General features: G+C 61.2%; 14 protein-coding genes. 7 read left to right on the forward strand and 7 right to left on the reverse strand.

The annotated features are described in order from the left end of the window. Positions 1-226 precede the first annotated feature (226 nt). The 7 genes from pip to H043_RS0107260 all read left to right on the forward strand — a co-directional run bounded on the left by pip (position 227) and on the right by H043_RS0107260 (position 9,091). Positions 227-1,198, forward strand: coding sequence for a prolyl aminopeptidase (gene pip / locus H043_RS0107230; RefSeq protein WP_003220824.1), 972 nt, complete (start codon positions 227-229; stop codon positions 1,196-1,198). Then, a complete protein-coding gene (gene dtd / locus H043_RS0107235; protein ID WP_027611289.1) occupies positions 1,195-1,632 on the forward strand; it encodes a D-aminoacyl-tRNA deacylase in 438 nt (145 codons plus the stop codon). The genes pip and dtd overlap by 4 nt, the downstream gene beginning before the upstream one ends. Positions 1,633-1,939: 307 nt before the next feature. Next, on the forward strand, positions 1,940-3,724 hold the full coding sequence (locus tag H043_RS0107240) for a glucan biosynthesis protein G (RefSeq protein ID WP_167734086.1): 1,785 nt from the start codon (positions 1,940-1,942) through the stop codon (positions 3,722-3,724). Continuing rightward, positions 3,717-6,287: a glucans biosynthesis glucosyltransferase MdoH gene (gene mdoH, locus H043_RS0107245; RefSeq protein WP_027611291.1), complete on the forward strand. Its 2,571-nt coding sequence runs from the start codon at positions 3,717-3,719 to the stop codon at positions 6,285-6,287. The genes H043_RS0107240 and mdoH overlap by 8 nt, the downstream gene beginning before the upstream one ends. Before the next feature lie 190 nt (positions 6,288-6,477). Beyond that, the gene (locus tag H043_RS0107250) at positions 6,478-7,275 is read left to right on the forward strand and encodes a transporter substrate-binding domain-containing protein (protein ID WP_003220833.1); all 798 of its coding nucleotides are present in this window, start codon (positions 6,478-6,480) and stop codon (positions 7,273-7,275) included. 129 nt (positions 7,276-7,404) lie between these two features. Next, positions 7,405-8,364: an amino acid ABC transporter permease gene (locus H043_RS0107255; protein WP_027611292.1), complete on the forward strand. Its 960-nt coding sequence runs from the start codon at positions 7,405-7,407 to the stop codon at positions 8,362-8,364. Continuing rightward, positions 8,357-9,091, forward strand: a complete 735-nt coding sequence (locus H043_RS0107260; RefSeq protein WP_007961769.1) for an amino acid ABC transporter ATP-binding protein — start codon at positions 8,357-8,359, stop codon at positions 9,089-9,091. The genes H043_RS0107255 and H043_RS0107260 overlap by 8 nt, the downstream gene beginning before the upstream one ends. A 137-nt stretch (positions 9,092-9,228) precedes the next feature. Here H043_RS0107260 and H043_RS0107265 read toward each other — a convergent pair whose 3' ends face one another. From H043_RS0107265 to hisI, 7 genes are all read right to left on the reverse strand, one after another. Then, entirely contained in the window at positions 9,229-11,145 is a 1,917-nt protein-coding gene (locus H043_RS0107265) for a methyl-accepting chemotaxis protein (protein ID WP_027611293.1), read from the reverse strand. A gap of 124 nt (positions 11,146-11,269) precedes the next feature. Next, positions 11,270-11,977, reverse strand: coding sequence for a 16S rRNA (uracil(1498)-N(3))-methyltransferase (locus H043_RS0107270; RefSeq protein WP_027611294.1), 708 nt, complete (start codon positions 11,975-11,977; stop codon positions 11,270-11,272). Further along, positions 11,974-12,783 (reverse strand): twin-arginine translocase subunit TatC, encoded by an 810-nt coding sequence (gene tatC, locus H043_RS0107275; protein ID WP_177325611.1) that lies wholly within the window; start codon positions 12,781-12,783, stop codon positions 11,974-11,976. Before tatC ends, H043_RS0107270 begins: the two co-directional genes overlap by 4 nt. Continuing rightward, on the reverse strand, positions 12,762-13,202 hold the full coding sequence (tatB, locus tag H043_RS29625) for a Sec-independent protein translocase protein TatB (RefSeq protein ID WP_081730189.1): 441 nt from the start codon (positions 13,200-13,202) through the stop codon (positions 12,762-12,764). Before tatB ends, tatC begins: the two co-directional genes overlap by 22 nt. A gap of 10 nt (positions 13,203-13,212) precedes the next feature. Then, complete coding sequence (locus H043_RS0107285; RefSeq protein ID WP_003220847.1) at positions 13,213-13,494, reverse strand: twin-arginine translocase TatA/TatE family subunit; 282 nt, start codon at positions 13,492-13,494, stop codon at positions 13,213-13,215. 25 nt (positions 13,495-13,519) lie between these two features. Beyond that, positions 13,520-13,852 (reverse strand): phosphoribosyl-ATP diphosphatase, encoded by a 333-nt coding sequence (locus H043_RS0107290; RefSeq protein WP_003220849.1) that lies wholly within the window; start codon positions 13,850-13,852, stop codon positions 13,520-13,522. Next, the gene (hisI, locus tag H043_RS0107295) at positions 13,845-14,246 is read right to left on the reverse strand and encodes a phosphoribosyl-AMP cyclohydrolase (protein ID WP_007909357.1); all 402 of its coding nucleotides are present in this window, start codon (positions 14,244-14,246) and stop codon (positions 13,845-13,847) included. The genes H043_RS0107290 and hisI overlap by 8 nt, the downstream gene beginning before the upstream one ends. Between the last annotated feature and the right edge of the window lie 6 nt (positions 14,247-14,252).

Below are 14,252 nucleotides of genomic sequence, written 5' to 3' on the forward strand. Positions count from 1 at the left end.
GCTTGCTCGCGAAGGCGTCCGTTCAGCCAGCATCTACGTTGAATGGCACACCGCATTCGCGAGCAGGCTCGCTCCCACAGGATGGTGGATAGCCTGCGAAGTTTACGGCTGACAAACGCTGACTGCTCTGGAGCATGCTCATTGACGTAAATCGGGTTTATGATGCCGAACGGCAGAATAATAGAAGTCCCCCCAGGGATGACCTCGACCCCTTACGGAGCGCGCAATGCAGACATTGTTTCCGCAGATCAAACCCCACGCCCGGCACGATCTGGCTGTCGATGACACCCACACGCTGTACGTCGATGAAAGCGGCTCGCCGGAAGGCTTGCCGGTGGTGTTCATCCACGGCGGCCCGGGTGCCGGTTGCGACGCGCAGAGCCGTCGCTATTTCGATCCGAACCTGTATCGCATTGTCACCTTCGACCAGCGCGGCTGCGGACGCTCCACCCCGCACGCCAGCCTGGAAAACAACACCACCTGGGATCTGGTCGCTGACCTTGAGCGTATCCGCAAGCACTTGGGCATTGATAAATGGGTGCTGTTCGGCGGTTCGTGGGGTTCGACTCTGGCGCTGGCCTACGCGCAAACCCACCCGGAGCGCGTACACGGTCTGATCCTGCGTGGGATCTTTCTCTGCCGTCCGCAGGAAATCGAGTGGTTCTATCAGGCCGGTGCCAGCCGTCTGTTTCCCGATTACTGGCAGGACTACATCGCGCCAATCCCGCTGGACGAGCGCGACGATCTGCTCAGCGCCTTCCACAAGCGTCTGGTCGGTAACGATCAGATCGCTCAGATGCATGCGGCCAAGGCCTGGTCGACGTGGGAAGGACGCACCGCGACCCTGCGCCCGAATCCGCTGGTGGTCGACCGTTTCTCCGAACCGCAGCGCGCCCTGTCGATCGCGCGGATCGAATGTCACTACTTCACCAACAACGCATTCCTCGAGCCAAATCAGCTGATCCGCGACATGGGCAAGATCGCCCACCTGCCGGGGGTGATCATTCACGGTCGCTACGACGTGATCTGCCCGCTGGACAACGCCTGGGAGCTGCATCAGGCGTGGCCGAACAGCGAGCTGCAGGTGATTCGCGACGCCGGTCACGCCGCGTCCGAACCGGGTATCACCGATGCGCTGGTGCGTGCCGCGAGCAACATGGCCCGTCGCTTGCTCGACCTGCCGCCCGAAGAAGCATGAAGGGGCTGTTACAGCGCGTGCGCGGTGCACGGGTCGAAGTCGCGGGAGAGACAGTCGGCGCGGTGGATCAGGGTTTGCTGGTGCTGGTGGCGGTCGAACCCGACGATACCCGTACCAGCGCCGACAAACTTTTGCATAAGCTGCTTAACTATCGGGTATTCAGTGACGCCGAGGGCAAGATGAATCTGTCCCTGGCGGATGTCGGTGGCGGGTTGCTGCTGGTCTCTCAGTTCACCCTGGCCGCTGACACCAAGAGTGGGTTGCGCCCGAGTTTCTCGACCGCGGCCCCTCCGGCATTGGGCGAGGAATTGTTCGACTATCTATTCAACAAAGCGAAACAGATGCATGGCACTGTGGCATCAGGTAGATTCGGCGCGGATATGCAGGTGCACCTGGTCAACGATGGCCCGGTAACCTTCCTGTTACAGACATGAAAGCCCTTGAAACACCTTTTCAAGGGCTTTTCGACTGAAAACAGGCGTTTTTCGCGATAAATACTTTGTTACCCCTGATGCGTTGTCACGCGGGCTACTAGATAATCGCGCGCTATGGGGATCAGCGTTCGCTGTTCCATTTTTGACTTAGGTAGAGACTTGTCTGGATCCGATTGGGGAATCATTTTGCCCCAGCGGAGTCGGAACAATGCTCGCCAACCTGGCATATAGATAGCTGGCCGTTGGTTTTTTGATCTGTTTTCGGCGAGGGTTGCTCGTGATTGTTAGTCCCTGTAATGCAGCAAAAATGTCTGCCAAACGCATGCGAAGTGCCCTGGTAGCCGGCTCGGCGCTCCTGTGCCTGCTCAGCGCCGGCCAGCTTTGGGCGTTCAATCTTGACGATGTATCAGCCAAGGCTAAAGAGCTGGCCGGGCAGAAGTTCGAAGCCCCGCGCAGCAACCTGCCGAACGAATTCCGCGACATGAAGTTCGCGGATTATCAGAAAATCCGCTTCCTCACCGAAAAGGCTGAGTGGGCTGATCAAAAGACACCGTTCAAGCTGTCCTTCTATCACCAGGGCATGCACTTCGACACGCCGGTGAAAATCAACGAAATCACGGCGAACACCGTCGAAGAGATCAAATACGATCCGACCCGCTTCGATTTCGGCGACCTCAAGTTCGATCCGAAGGCCACTGAACAACTGGGCTACGCCGGTTTCCGTGTGCTGTACCCGATCAACAAGGCCGACAAACAAGACGAAATCATGACCATGCTCGGCGCGAGCTACTTCCGCGTCGTCGGCAAGGGTCACACTTACGGTCTGTCGGCCCGTGGTCTGGCGATCGACACCGCACTGCCGTCGGGCGAAGAATTCCCGCGTTTCCGCGAGTTCTGGATTCAGCAGCCGAAGCCGGGTGACAAGCATCTGGTGATCTTCGCCCTGCTGGATTCGCCGCGCGCCACCGGTGCCTATCGCCTGATCCTGCGTCCGGGCAGCGACACCATTGTCGACGTCAAGGCGCAGATGTTCCTGCGTGACAAGGTCGGCAAACTGGGCATCGCACCGTTGACCAGCATGTTCCTGTTCGGCGCCAACCAGCCGTCGAAAGTCCTCAACTACCGTCGTGAACTGCACGACTCCAGCGGTCTGTCGATCCATGCCGGCAACGGCGAGTGGATCTGGCGTCCGCTGAACAACCCGAAACACCTGGCCGTGAGCAACTTCAGCGTCGAGAACCCGCGTGGTTTCGGTCTGCTGCAGCGTGGCCGCGACTTCAGCCACTACGAAGACCTCGACGATCGCTACGACAAGCGCCCAAGCGCCTGGATCGAGCCGAAGGGCGAGTGGGGCAAGGGTACCGTTGATCTGGTAGAGATTCCGACCGCCGATGAAACCAACGACAACATCGTTGCGTTCTGGAGCCCGGAAACCATGCCGGAGCCAGGCAAGCCGCTGGACTTCGCCTACCGCCTGCACTGGACCATGGACGAAGCGGCGATTCACGCCCCCGACAGCGCCTGGGTCAAGCAGACCCTGCGCTCGACCGGTGACGTTAAGCAGTCGAACCTGATCCGTCAACCGGATGGCAGCGTCGCCTACCTGGTCGACTTCGAAGGTCCATCGTTGGCGGCTCTGGCCCCGGATGCCGACGTGCGCAGTCAGGTCAGCGTTGGCGATAACGCCGAACTGGTCGAGAACAGCGTGCGTTACAACCCGGAAACCAAGGGCTGGCGCCTGACCCTGCGCATGAAGATCAAGGACGCGAGCAAGTCCACCGAGATGCGGGCCGCCCTGGTACAGCCAGTGGTCACCGCTGATCTGGCCAAGTCTTCGGTACCGGCGTCGAACTCGTCGGTGGCCAAGGCGGACAAGGTCGCGGCCAAGCAACAAGAGAAAGACGAGAAGGAAGCCAAGGCAGCCGAGGCCAAACAGGCCGACGCCAAGCCAGCCGCAGATGCCAAGGACAAGGCCAACAAAGACGCCAAGCAGCCAGCGGCTGCGAACGCGGCCCCAGCCACACCGGAATCGGCACCGACTGAAGAAGTCCTGACCGAGACCTGGAGCTATCAGTTGCCTGCCGATGAGTAACTCTCAAGTACAGCCAGAGACTCTGTCCGAGTATCTGGCGCATCTGCCGATGACCGACGAGCAGCGCGCGGAACTCGCGGGCTGCCAGTCCTTCAGCGAACTGCACCAGCGTCTGTCGTCGCCGACGTTCGACGCGCCTGCCGAAGCCGCCCAGGCTTCGGTGGGCAAGCGCCTGACCCTGAGCACCGCCGAGGAGCTGGAAGAGGCGGAAATGCTGGTGCTCGACGCCAGCGGTCGGGTCAGCATGAAGGCGACTCCGCCGATCCGTCGGACCAAAGTCGTGCCGGAGCCTTGGCGCACCAATATTCTGGTGCGTGGCTGGCGCCGCCTGACCGGGCGCACCAACCCGCCGCAGCCGCCGAAGGACGAAAACGTCTTGCCGGCAGCGCGCTGGCGCACGGTTGGTTCGATTCGACGTTACATTCTGTTGCTGCTGATGCTCGGTCAGACCATCGTTGCCGGCTGGTACATGAAAGGCATCATGCCGTACCAGGGCTGGTCGTTCGTCGATCTGGACGAAGTGCTGCACCAGCCGCTGCTGCAAACCGCCACGCAAGTGCTGCCGTATGCGCTGCAGACCAGCATCCTGATCCTGTTCGGGATTCTGTTCTGCTGGGTCTCGGCCGGTTTCTGGACGGCACTGATGGGCTTCCTCGAGTTGCTCACCGGTCACGATAAATACCGTATCTCCGGCAAAAGTGCCGGCAACGAGCCGATTCCGAAAGACGCCCGTACTGCGCTGGTAATGCCGATCTGCAACGAAGACGTGCCCCGGGTATTCGCCGGTCTGCGCGCCACCTTCGAGTCGGTCGCCGCTACCGGTGATCTGGATCGCTTCGACTTCTTCGTCCTCAGCGACAGTAACGACACCGATATCTGCGTCGCCGAGCAGCAAGCCTGGCTGGACGTCTGCCGTGAAGCCAAGGGCTTCGGCAAGATCTTCTATCGCCGCCGTCGCCGCCGTGTGAAACGCAAGAGCGGCAACCTCGACGACTTCTGCCGTCGCTGGGGTGGTGACTACAAGTACATGGTCGTGCTCGACGCCGACTCGGTGATGAGCGGCGAGTGCCTGACCAGTCTGGTGCGCCTGATGGAAGCCACGCCGGACGCCGGGATCATCCAGACCGCGCCGCGAGCGTCGGGCATGGACACCCTGTATGCGCGCATGCAGCAGTTCGCTACCCGCGTGTACGGTCCGCTGTTCACCGCCGGTCTGCACTTCTGGCAGTTGGGTGAATCCCACTACTGGGGTCACAACGCGATCATCCGCATGAAGCCGTTCATCGACCACTGCGCCCTGGCGCCGTTGCCGGGTAAAGGTGCGTTCTCCGGTGCAATCCTGTCTCACGACTTCGTTGAAGCTGCGCTGATGCGCCGTGCCGGCTGGGGCGTGTGGATTGCCTACGATCTGCCGGGCAGCTACGAAGAACTGCCGCCGAACCTGCTCGACGAGCTCAAGCGTGACCGTCGCTGGTGCCACGGCAACCTGATGAACTTCCGCCTGTTCCTGGTCAAAGGTATGCACCCGGTGCACCGCGCAGTGTTCCTCACCGGCGTGATGTCGTACCTGTCGGCGCCGTTGTGGTTCTTCTTCCTGGTGCTGTCGACCGCGCTGCTGGCGGTGAACACGCTGATGGAGCCGCAGTACTTCCTGGAACCGCGTCAGCTCTATCCGCTGTGGCCACAATGGCACCCGGACAAGGCGATCGCGCTGTTCTCGACCACCATCGTGCTGCTGTTCCTGCCGAAACTGCTGAGCATCATCCTGATCTGGGCCAAGGGCGCGAAAGAGTTCGGTGGCAAGTTCAAGGTGACCCTGTCGATGCTGCTGGAGATGTTGTTCTCCATGCTGCTGGCGCCGGTGCGGATGATTTTCCACACCCGTTTCGTGCTCGCCGCGTTCCTCGGCTGGGCCGCGACCTGGAACTCGCCGCAGCGTGACGATGACTCCACACCTTGGAGCGAGGCGGTCAAGCGCCACGGTCCGCAGACCCTGCTGGGTTTCTGCTGGGCACTGCTGGTGATCTGGCTGAACCCGAGCTTCCTCTGGTGGCTGGTGCCGATCGTCGGTTCGCTGATGCTGTCGATCCCGGTGTCGGTGATTTCCAGCCGTGTCGGTCTGGGCCTCAAATCCCGTGACGAGAGCCTGTTCCTCATCCCAGAGGAATACAATCCGCCACAGGCGCTGCTGGCGACCGATCAGTACACCCACGAGAACCGCTGGCACGCGCTGAACGACGGCTTCATCCGCGCCGTGGTCGATCCGCAGCAGAACGCCCTGGCGTGCTCGCTGGCGACCTCGCGTCACGGTCAGGCCGAGCCGATCGAGTGGCTGCGTCAGGAGCGTGTACGTCACGCCCTGAAGGCTGGCCCGGCGGCGCTGAGCAACCATGATCGCCTGCAACTGCTGAGCGATCCGGTAGCTCTGTCGCGTCTGCACGAGCTGGTCTGGTCCGAAGATCACAAGGAATGGCTGGATGCCTGGCGCGCTTCGGTGAAAGCCGATCCGCATGCGCCGCTGCTGCCACTCAAGCCTGTGAGGCTGCAGGCGCAACCGGCCTGATGAAGAAACCCCGCGAAAGCGGGGTTTTTTTTGTCCTGACGACAGCGGGCGCTGATCTGCAATCGATCAAAAAACCTTGTGCAAACGAACGAGTGCGTTAGCATCCGTCCCCGAATTGGCGCGCCCGGACGATCTTGTCCATTTCAGTCGGTTTTCGCGCCGCAATTGCAATGGTTTTGGGGACTTGAAGATGAAGAAGTATCTGTCGATGCTGCTGGTCGGCGTCACGGCACTGGTTGCAGTCAATGCGGCGCACGCCGGTGCAATCGATGACGCGGTCAAGCGCGGCACGTTGAAAGTCGGTATGGATCCGACCTACATGCCGTTCGAAATGACCAACAAGCGCGGCGAGATCATCGGCTTCGAAGTCGACATCCTCAAAGCCATGTCCAAGGCCATGGGCGTCAAGCTCGAGCTGGTGTCCACCGGTTACGACGGGATCATTCCGGCCCTGATGACCGACAAGTTCGACATGATCGGCAGCGGCATGACCCTGACTCAGGAGCGCAACCTGCGCCTGAACTTCAGCGAACCGTTCATCGTGGTCGGCCAGACCCTGCTGATCCGCAAGGAACTGGAAGGCACCATCAAGTCCTATAAAGACCTGAACACCGCCGACTATCGCATCACCTCCAAGCTCGGCACCACCGGTGAAATGGTTGCCAAGAAGCTGATCGCCAAGGCCAAGTACCACGGCTACGACAACGAGCAGGAAGCCGTGCTCGACGTGGTCAACGGCAAGGCCGACGCCTTCATCTACGACGCGCCGTACAACGTGGTCGCGGTGAACAAGGTCGGCGCCGGCAAACTGGTGTTCCTCGACAAGCCGTTCACCTACGAGCCGCTGGCCTTCGGTCTGAAGAAGGGTGATTACGACAGCATCAACTTCATCAACAACTTCCTGCACCAGATCCACGAAGACGGCACCTACGATCGCATCCATGACAAGTGGTTCAAGAGCACCGAGTGGCTCAAGGACATGGAATAACACTGGGTCAGTCAGACCGAGTCGCCCCATTCGCGAGCAGGCTCGCTCCCACATTGGAATGCATTTCCCTGTGGGAGCGAGCCTGCTCGCGAAGAGGCCCTCCATAGCAACAAAAAACCGGAACCTGCAATGAAACAGAAAAAAGCCCAATGGCCCTGGCACGTCCTGACCGTGCTGGTGCTGGTCGGCCTGGCGGGCGCGTTGTATTACGCCACGTCGCTGATGTCCTACGAATGGCGCTGGAACCGCGTGCCGCAGTACTTCGCCTATCAGGCCGAAGAATCCCAGCGTGCCACCGATATCTCCACCGTTACCGAGCTGGTACGCAAGGGCGGTAGCGCGCAGGTCACCCTGCGCAACGACGCCGGTGACGAGCAGCACCTGACCGTCGACGAAAACAGCCTGCAATTCGCTCAGGGCGACGATGTGGCTGAAGGTGACGTCGTGGGCGTGACCCGGCACTGGGCGGCAGGGCCGCTGCTGTGGGGCCTTTGGACCACGCTGTGGCTGTCGGTGGTGTCTGGGGTACTCGGTCTGCTGATCGGTCTCGTCACCGGGTTGTGCCGCCTGTCGAGCAACCCGACCCTGCGCGACCTGTCGAGCATCTACGTCGAACTGGTACGCGGCACGCCGCTGCTGGTGCAAATCTTCATTTTCTACTTCTTCATCGGCACGGTGATGAACCTGTCCCGCGAGTTCGCCGGGATCGCCGCGCTGTCGCTGTTTACCGGCGCCTACGTGGCCGAGATCATCCGTTCCGGGGTGCAGTCGATTGCCCGTGGCCAGAACGAAGCGGCGCGTTCGCTCGGTCTGAGCGCCGGCCAGTCGATGCGCCACGTGGTACTGCCGCAAGCATTTAAACGCGTACTGCCACCGCTGGCCGGGCAGTTCATCAGCCTGGTCAAGGACACCTCGCTGGTGTCGGTGATTGCGATTACCGAGCTGCTGAAAAGTGGTCGTGAAGTCATCACCACCTCGTTCTCGCCGTTCGAAATCCTGTTCTGTGTCGCCGGCCTGTACCTGTTGATCAACCTGCCGTTGTCGAAAATCGCCAGCCGGCTTGAGCGGAGGCTCGCGCAAAGTGATTGAAGTCCGCGATCTGGTAAAAGTCTTCGACACCCGTGGCCAGGTAGTCCGGGCGGTGGATAACGTCACCACATCTGTCGCCAAGGGCGAAGTGCTGGTGGTGATCGGCCCGTCGGGCTCGGGCAAATCGACCTTCCTGCGCTGCCTCAACGGCCTGGAAGAGTTCGACTCGGGCTCGGTGAGCATCGACGGCCTGCAACTGGCCGACCCGAAAACCGACGTCAACGCTTACCGCCGCGAAGTCGGCATGGTCTTTCAGCATTTCAACCTGTTCCCGCACATGACCGTGCTGGAAAACCTCTGCCTGGCACAGAAAGTGGTGCGCAAGCGTGGGCAGAAAGAAAGCGAGGCCAAGGCCCTGGCGTTGCTGGAAAAGGTCGGTATTGCGCAGAAGGCCCGGGAATATCCGTCACGCCTGTCCGGCGGTCAGCAACAGCGCGTGGCGATTGCCCGGGCGCTGGCGATGGACCCGAAAGTGATGCTGTTCGACGAACCGACTTCGGCCCTCGACCCGGAAATGGTCGGTGAAGTGCTGGATGTGATGAAGAATCTGGCCGTGGAAGGCATGACCATGGTCTGCGTCACCCACGAAATGGGTTTCGCCCGGGAAGTGGCGGATCGGGTGCTGTTCTTCGATCACGGTAAACTGCTGGAAGATGCTTCCCCGGCGGAGTTCTTTGATGCGCCGAAGGATCCGCGCGCTCAGGCTTTCCTGCGGCAGGTCTTGTAATTTCAGCGTCTCTCAGGACGCCTTCGCGAGCAGGCTCGCTCCCACAGTTGACCAAGCGGACGCGGTCCAATGTGGGAGCGAGCCTGCTCGCGAAAGCATCACCTCGGTTCTGAATGAACCGAGGTTTTCGGATCACCTCAAACCTTGAACCGCCCCACCAGCATCTGCAGATGCGTCCCCAACCGCGCCAGCTCAACACTCGACGCCGCCGTTTCTTCACTCGCCGCCGACGTCTGATCCGACACATCTCGCACATTCAGCACGCTACGGTTGATCTCCTCGGCCACGGCACTCTGCTGCTCGGCTGCCGCTGCAATCTGCTGGTTCATCGCCTGAATCGCCGAGACGGTGCGGGTGATGCTTTCCAGTGAGCCACCGGCACGGCGGGTCAGTTCGACGCTGCTGTCGGTCAGGCTGCGGCTGTTGTCCATGATCGTTGCCACTTGCTGGGTGCCGTTCTGCAGGCCGACGATCAGCTCTTCGATCTCTTCGGTGGACTTCTGCGTGCGCTGGGCGAGGCTGCGCACTTCATCGGCAACTACCGCAAAACCACGCCCGGCCTCACCGGCACGCGCTGCTTCGATCGCGGCGTTTAGCGCCAGCAGGTTGGTTTGCTGGGCCACGGACTTGATCACGTCGAGCACGCTGCCGATCTTGTCGCTCTCGCGCTTGAGTTCGCCCATGGCTTCGGTGGAGTGGCCGACTTCGACGGCCAGACGCTCGATCTGCGCAATGGCTTCACCAACCACCTTGTCACCTTCGCGGGCTTGCTGGTCGGCGGCCACGGCGGCTTCGGAAGCCTCCTCGGCGTTGCGTGCGACTTCCTGCACGGTGGCGGCCATTTCGTTCATGGCGGTGGCGACCTGGTCGGTCTCGACTTTCTGATTGTTGACCCCGGCGCTGGTCTGCTCGGTGACCGCCGACAGCTCTTCGGCGGCGCTGGCGATCTGCGTGACGCCGTCGCTGATGCCACCGATCAACTCGCGCAGGCCTTGGGTCATGCTCTGCATCGAACGTTGCAACTGGCCGAGTTCGTCGCGACGCTGAGACACCAGGTTGTGGGTCAAGTCGCCGGCAGCCACACGTTCGGCGACCTTCAGGGTCTGGTTCAGTGGAATGATGATCTGCCGGGTGATCGCCCACGCGGCCAGCAAACCGAAGGCCACGGCCAGCAGGGTGGCGATGATCAGCATGTTCTTGGCGTGCGCGGCATCGGTATCGCGCACCACGGTTTGTGATTCGGTGAGCTTCTTGCTGAGGTCGAGGAGGATGTCGCCCTGCGCCGTCATGGTTGCCCCGGCCTTGGCATTGTTCACCTGCGAGTCGCGGAACTGAGCGACCGCCGCGCGATAAGCCTTGATCGAGTCGGTGGCCTGTTGCAGGTTGGCGATGTGCTGTTCGGGCAGTTTCGCCGGCAGGCTGTCGAGGTTTTTCAGTGCATTGTCGATGGCGTCCAGCGCGGGCTGCTCCGCCTCGGCCTTGCCGCTGTAGGTGTAGCCGCGCACCTGATAGCGCGCTTGCTGCAACAGTTTGCTCAGTTCGATCACGCTGTTGAATTGCGCGACGCTGTCACCTTGCAGCATGGATTTCTCGACTTCCGAGACTTTGGCCACGGCATTGTCGGCACTGGCGCCGAGCTTGCTGCGCGCGTCCTCACGCTGCACGGTGGCCTGTGTCATGTCGGCGAAGGCACGTTTGTACTCGGCGACAGCGGCCAGTTGCTGATCGACCATGGCCGCATCTGAGGGCTGCTCGATCAGGCCGCGCGCGGTTTGCAAGCCGCTGGCGAGTTTGGCCAGTAACTCGTTGACCGCGCCCGGGCCTTGTTCGCCGCGACGCGCTTCATAGTCCAGACGCGCCAGGCGCAGGTCCTTGGTCAGCTCGTTGAGGCTGGAGATGAAACCGAGCTTGTCGCCACGGCTGATGATGCCGCTCATGCCGGTCCAGCCGGTAAAGGTAATCAGCAGGGTGAGCAACAGCACCAGGCCGAAACCGATGCCCAGCTTGCGTTTGACGCTGACGTTCCCAAGATTCTCGGCTAACCAACGGTACATGCGACGACTCCCCTCGGACCACTAATTGGACTTATGGGGACTGTATCGGCTGGGTGATGGCAATCTGTAACCCGATTTGTCCGACACCGCCACTCTGTAGGAGCTGCCGCAGGGGAGCGGCATGTCAGAACAGGCGGGCGAGCAGGGCGGTGACGGCGGTTTCGACGCGCAGGATACGTTCGCCCAGTTGCACCGGTTGCAGGCCGGATTTGCCCAGCAGGTCGATTTCGTAGGGAATCCAGCCACCTTCGGGGCCGATCGCCAGGGTCACCGGTTCGCTCAACGCACGTGGGCACGGCGGGTAATTGCCGGGATGGCCGACCAGGCCGAGGGTGCCTTCGCTGATCGCTGGCAGACGATCTTCGACGAACGGTTTGAAGCGCTTCTCGATGATGACTTCCGGCAGCACGGTATCGCGGGCCTGTTCGAGGCCGAGAATCAGGTTCTCGCGAATCGCTTCCGGCTCGAGAAACGGCGTCTGCCAGAAACTCTTCTCGACCCGGTAGCTGTTGACCAGAATCACCTTCGACACGCCCATGGTCGCCACGGTCTGGAACACCCGTCGCAGCATCTTCGGGCGGGGCAGGGCCAATACCAGCGTCAATGGCAGCTTGGCCGGTGGTGATTGATCGAGGGTGACACGCAACTCGGCTTCACCGGCCTCAAGGCGAAGCAGCTCAGCCGAGCCCATCAAGCCATTGATCCGTCCCACGCGCAGGCTGTCACCGACTTCCGAGCGGTGAACTTCCTGCATGTGGGTCAGGCGCCGGTCACGCAGCACGACGCGGTCGGCCGCGATGAAGTCGGCCTCTTCGAGCAACAGCAGGTTCATGCCTGGGTCGCTGGCGGCTGGTCGTTGTGATCGTCGGCCGGTGTTTCGTCCGGGCGTTCGCGCTTGCTGATCAGGCCGCCGAACAGAATGCCGATTTCAAACAGCATCCACATCGGTACCGCCAGCAGGGTCTGCGAGAAGATGTCCGGCGGGGTCAGGATCATGCCGACCACGAAGCAGCCGATGATCACGTACGGGCGGATCTTCTTCAGGTATTTGACGTCGACCACGCCGATCCACACCAGCAGCACCACGGCCACCGGGATTTCGAACGCGACACCAAAGGCAAAGAACAGCGTCATCACGAAGTCGAGGTAACTGGTGATGTCGGTCATCATTTCCACGCCGGCCGGGGTGGCGGCGGCGAAGAACTTGAAGATCAGCGGGAACACGAAGTAATAGGCGAACGCCATGCCGGTGTAGAACAGCAGGATGCTCGACACCAGCAGCGGCACGGCGATGCGCTTCTCGTGCTTGTACAGGCCCGGCGCGATGAAGCCCCAGATCTGATGCAGGATCACCGGAATCGCGAGAAATAGCGAGACCATCATCGTCAGCTTCAGCGGTGTCAGGAACGGCGACGACACATCCGTGGCGATCATCGTCGCGCCGACCGGCAGGTACTGGCGCAGCGGCGTCGAGACGAAGGTGTAGATCTGCTGGGTGAAGGCGAACAACCCGGCGAAGATGATGAACACCGCCGCCACACAACGCAGCAGGCGGGTGCGCAACTCGGTGAGGTGCGATACCAGCGGCATGTGCTGGTCGTTTTCGGGAAGATCGCTCATGGGGCTCGCGGCGGCAATGTAGGGTCGTGAGGCGCTGGTGTAGTCGGCGCGGCGGTTGGGGCTACGTGTTCAACCGGCGTTGGCGCCGCGACGGGCACAGGTTCGGTTGTCGCTACGGCAGGTGCAGTTGGCGCGGCTGGCGCATGAATCGTCTGCTCGCCGACATGCTCAACCGGGTTCGGCTCCTGCTGAACCGGCGTGAAAATCTTCCGCGCCTCCTGCTCCAGCGACAGGATGTGCTCGTTGTGCAGTTGCCGACGGATCTCGTCGGCACCGATTTCACGTTCAACTTCCTGTTTGATCGCGTTGAAGCTGCGCTTCAGCCGGCCGACCCACAGGCCGGCGGTGCGCGCAGCGCCCGGCAGACGCTCGGGGCCCAGCACCAGCAGGGCGACGAGGCCGACGAGCAGCAGTTCAGAGAAGCTGATACCAAACATTAGTCAGTGCTCACACGTCTTTGCGGATCGGCTCTTCGACTTTCTGCGCCTGCACGTCGATGGTGTGCGGCGGGTTGGCCTGAGCGGTGGCTTGCGGCTGCACCGGCGGTACCGGTTGCGCAGGCGTTACGGTCGGATCGGCGGCCGGTTTTTCGTCATCGTTCATGGCTTTACGGAAGCCCTTGATTGACTCGCCGACGTCGGTGCCGAGGTTTTTCAGTTTCTTGGTGCCGAACACCAGCACCACGACTACCAGAATGACGATCCAGTGTTTCCAGTCAAAAATGCCCATGTTGCTGTTCCTCTCTAAAAATTGTTCAGGCGGATGGACGCGAGGCTTTCTCGACGTGTCCGGACAGACCGAAGCGACGATCCAGTTCATCCAGCACGGCCTGCGGATGCTGCCCCAGTTGGGCGAGCATGACCATGCTGTGGAACCACAGGTCGGCAGTCTCGTAGATCACATCGCTGCAGTCACCGCTGATGGCGGCGTCCTTGGCGGCAATAATGGTTTCGACCGACTCTTCGCCGACTTTCTCCAGAATCTTGTTCAGGCCCTTGTGATACAGACTAGCTACATATGAGCTGTCGGCCGCTGCGCCTTTGCGCTCTTCGAGTACCTGAGCGAGGCGGGTCAGGGTGTCACTCATGTTTGTGTCCTGCGGAATAGATTGCGTGCGGGTCTTTCAAGACAGGGTCGACCGTTTTCCAGTCGCCGTTTTCGAAGACGCGGTAAAAGCAGCTTTGACGGCCGGTATGGCAAGCGATGTCGCCGATCTGTTCGACCATCAGGATGATCACGTCGGCATCACAGTCCAGGCGCATTTCATGCAGGGTCTGTACGTGGCCGGACTCTTCGCCCTTGCGCCACAGCTTGCCACGGGAACGTGACCAGTAGATTGCACGGTTTTCCGCAGCGGTCAGTTCCAGCGCTTCGCGGTTCATCCAGGCCATCATCAGCACGCGCCCGGTCTTGTGATCCTGGGCAATCGCCGGCACCAGGCCATCTGCGTCCCACTTGATCTCGTCCAGCCAGTTTTTCATCTTCGA

The organism is Pseudomonas sp. URIL14HWK12:I6 (assembly GCF_000514195.1).
In the GTDB taxonomy this organism is placed as follows: domain Bacteria; phylum Pseudomonadota; class Gammaproteobacteria; order Pseudomonadales; family Pseudomonadaceae; genus Aquipseudomonas; species Aquipseudomonas putida_A.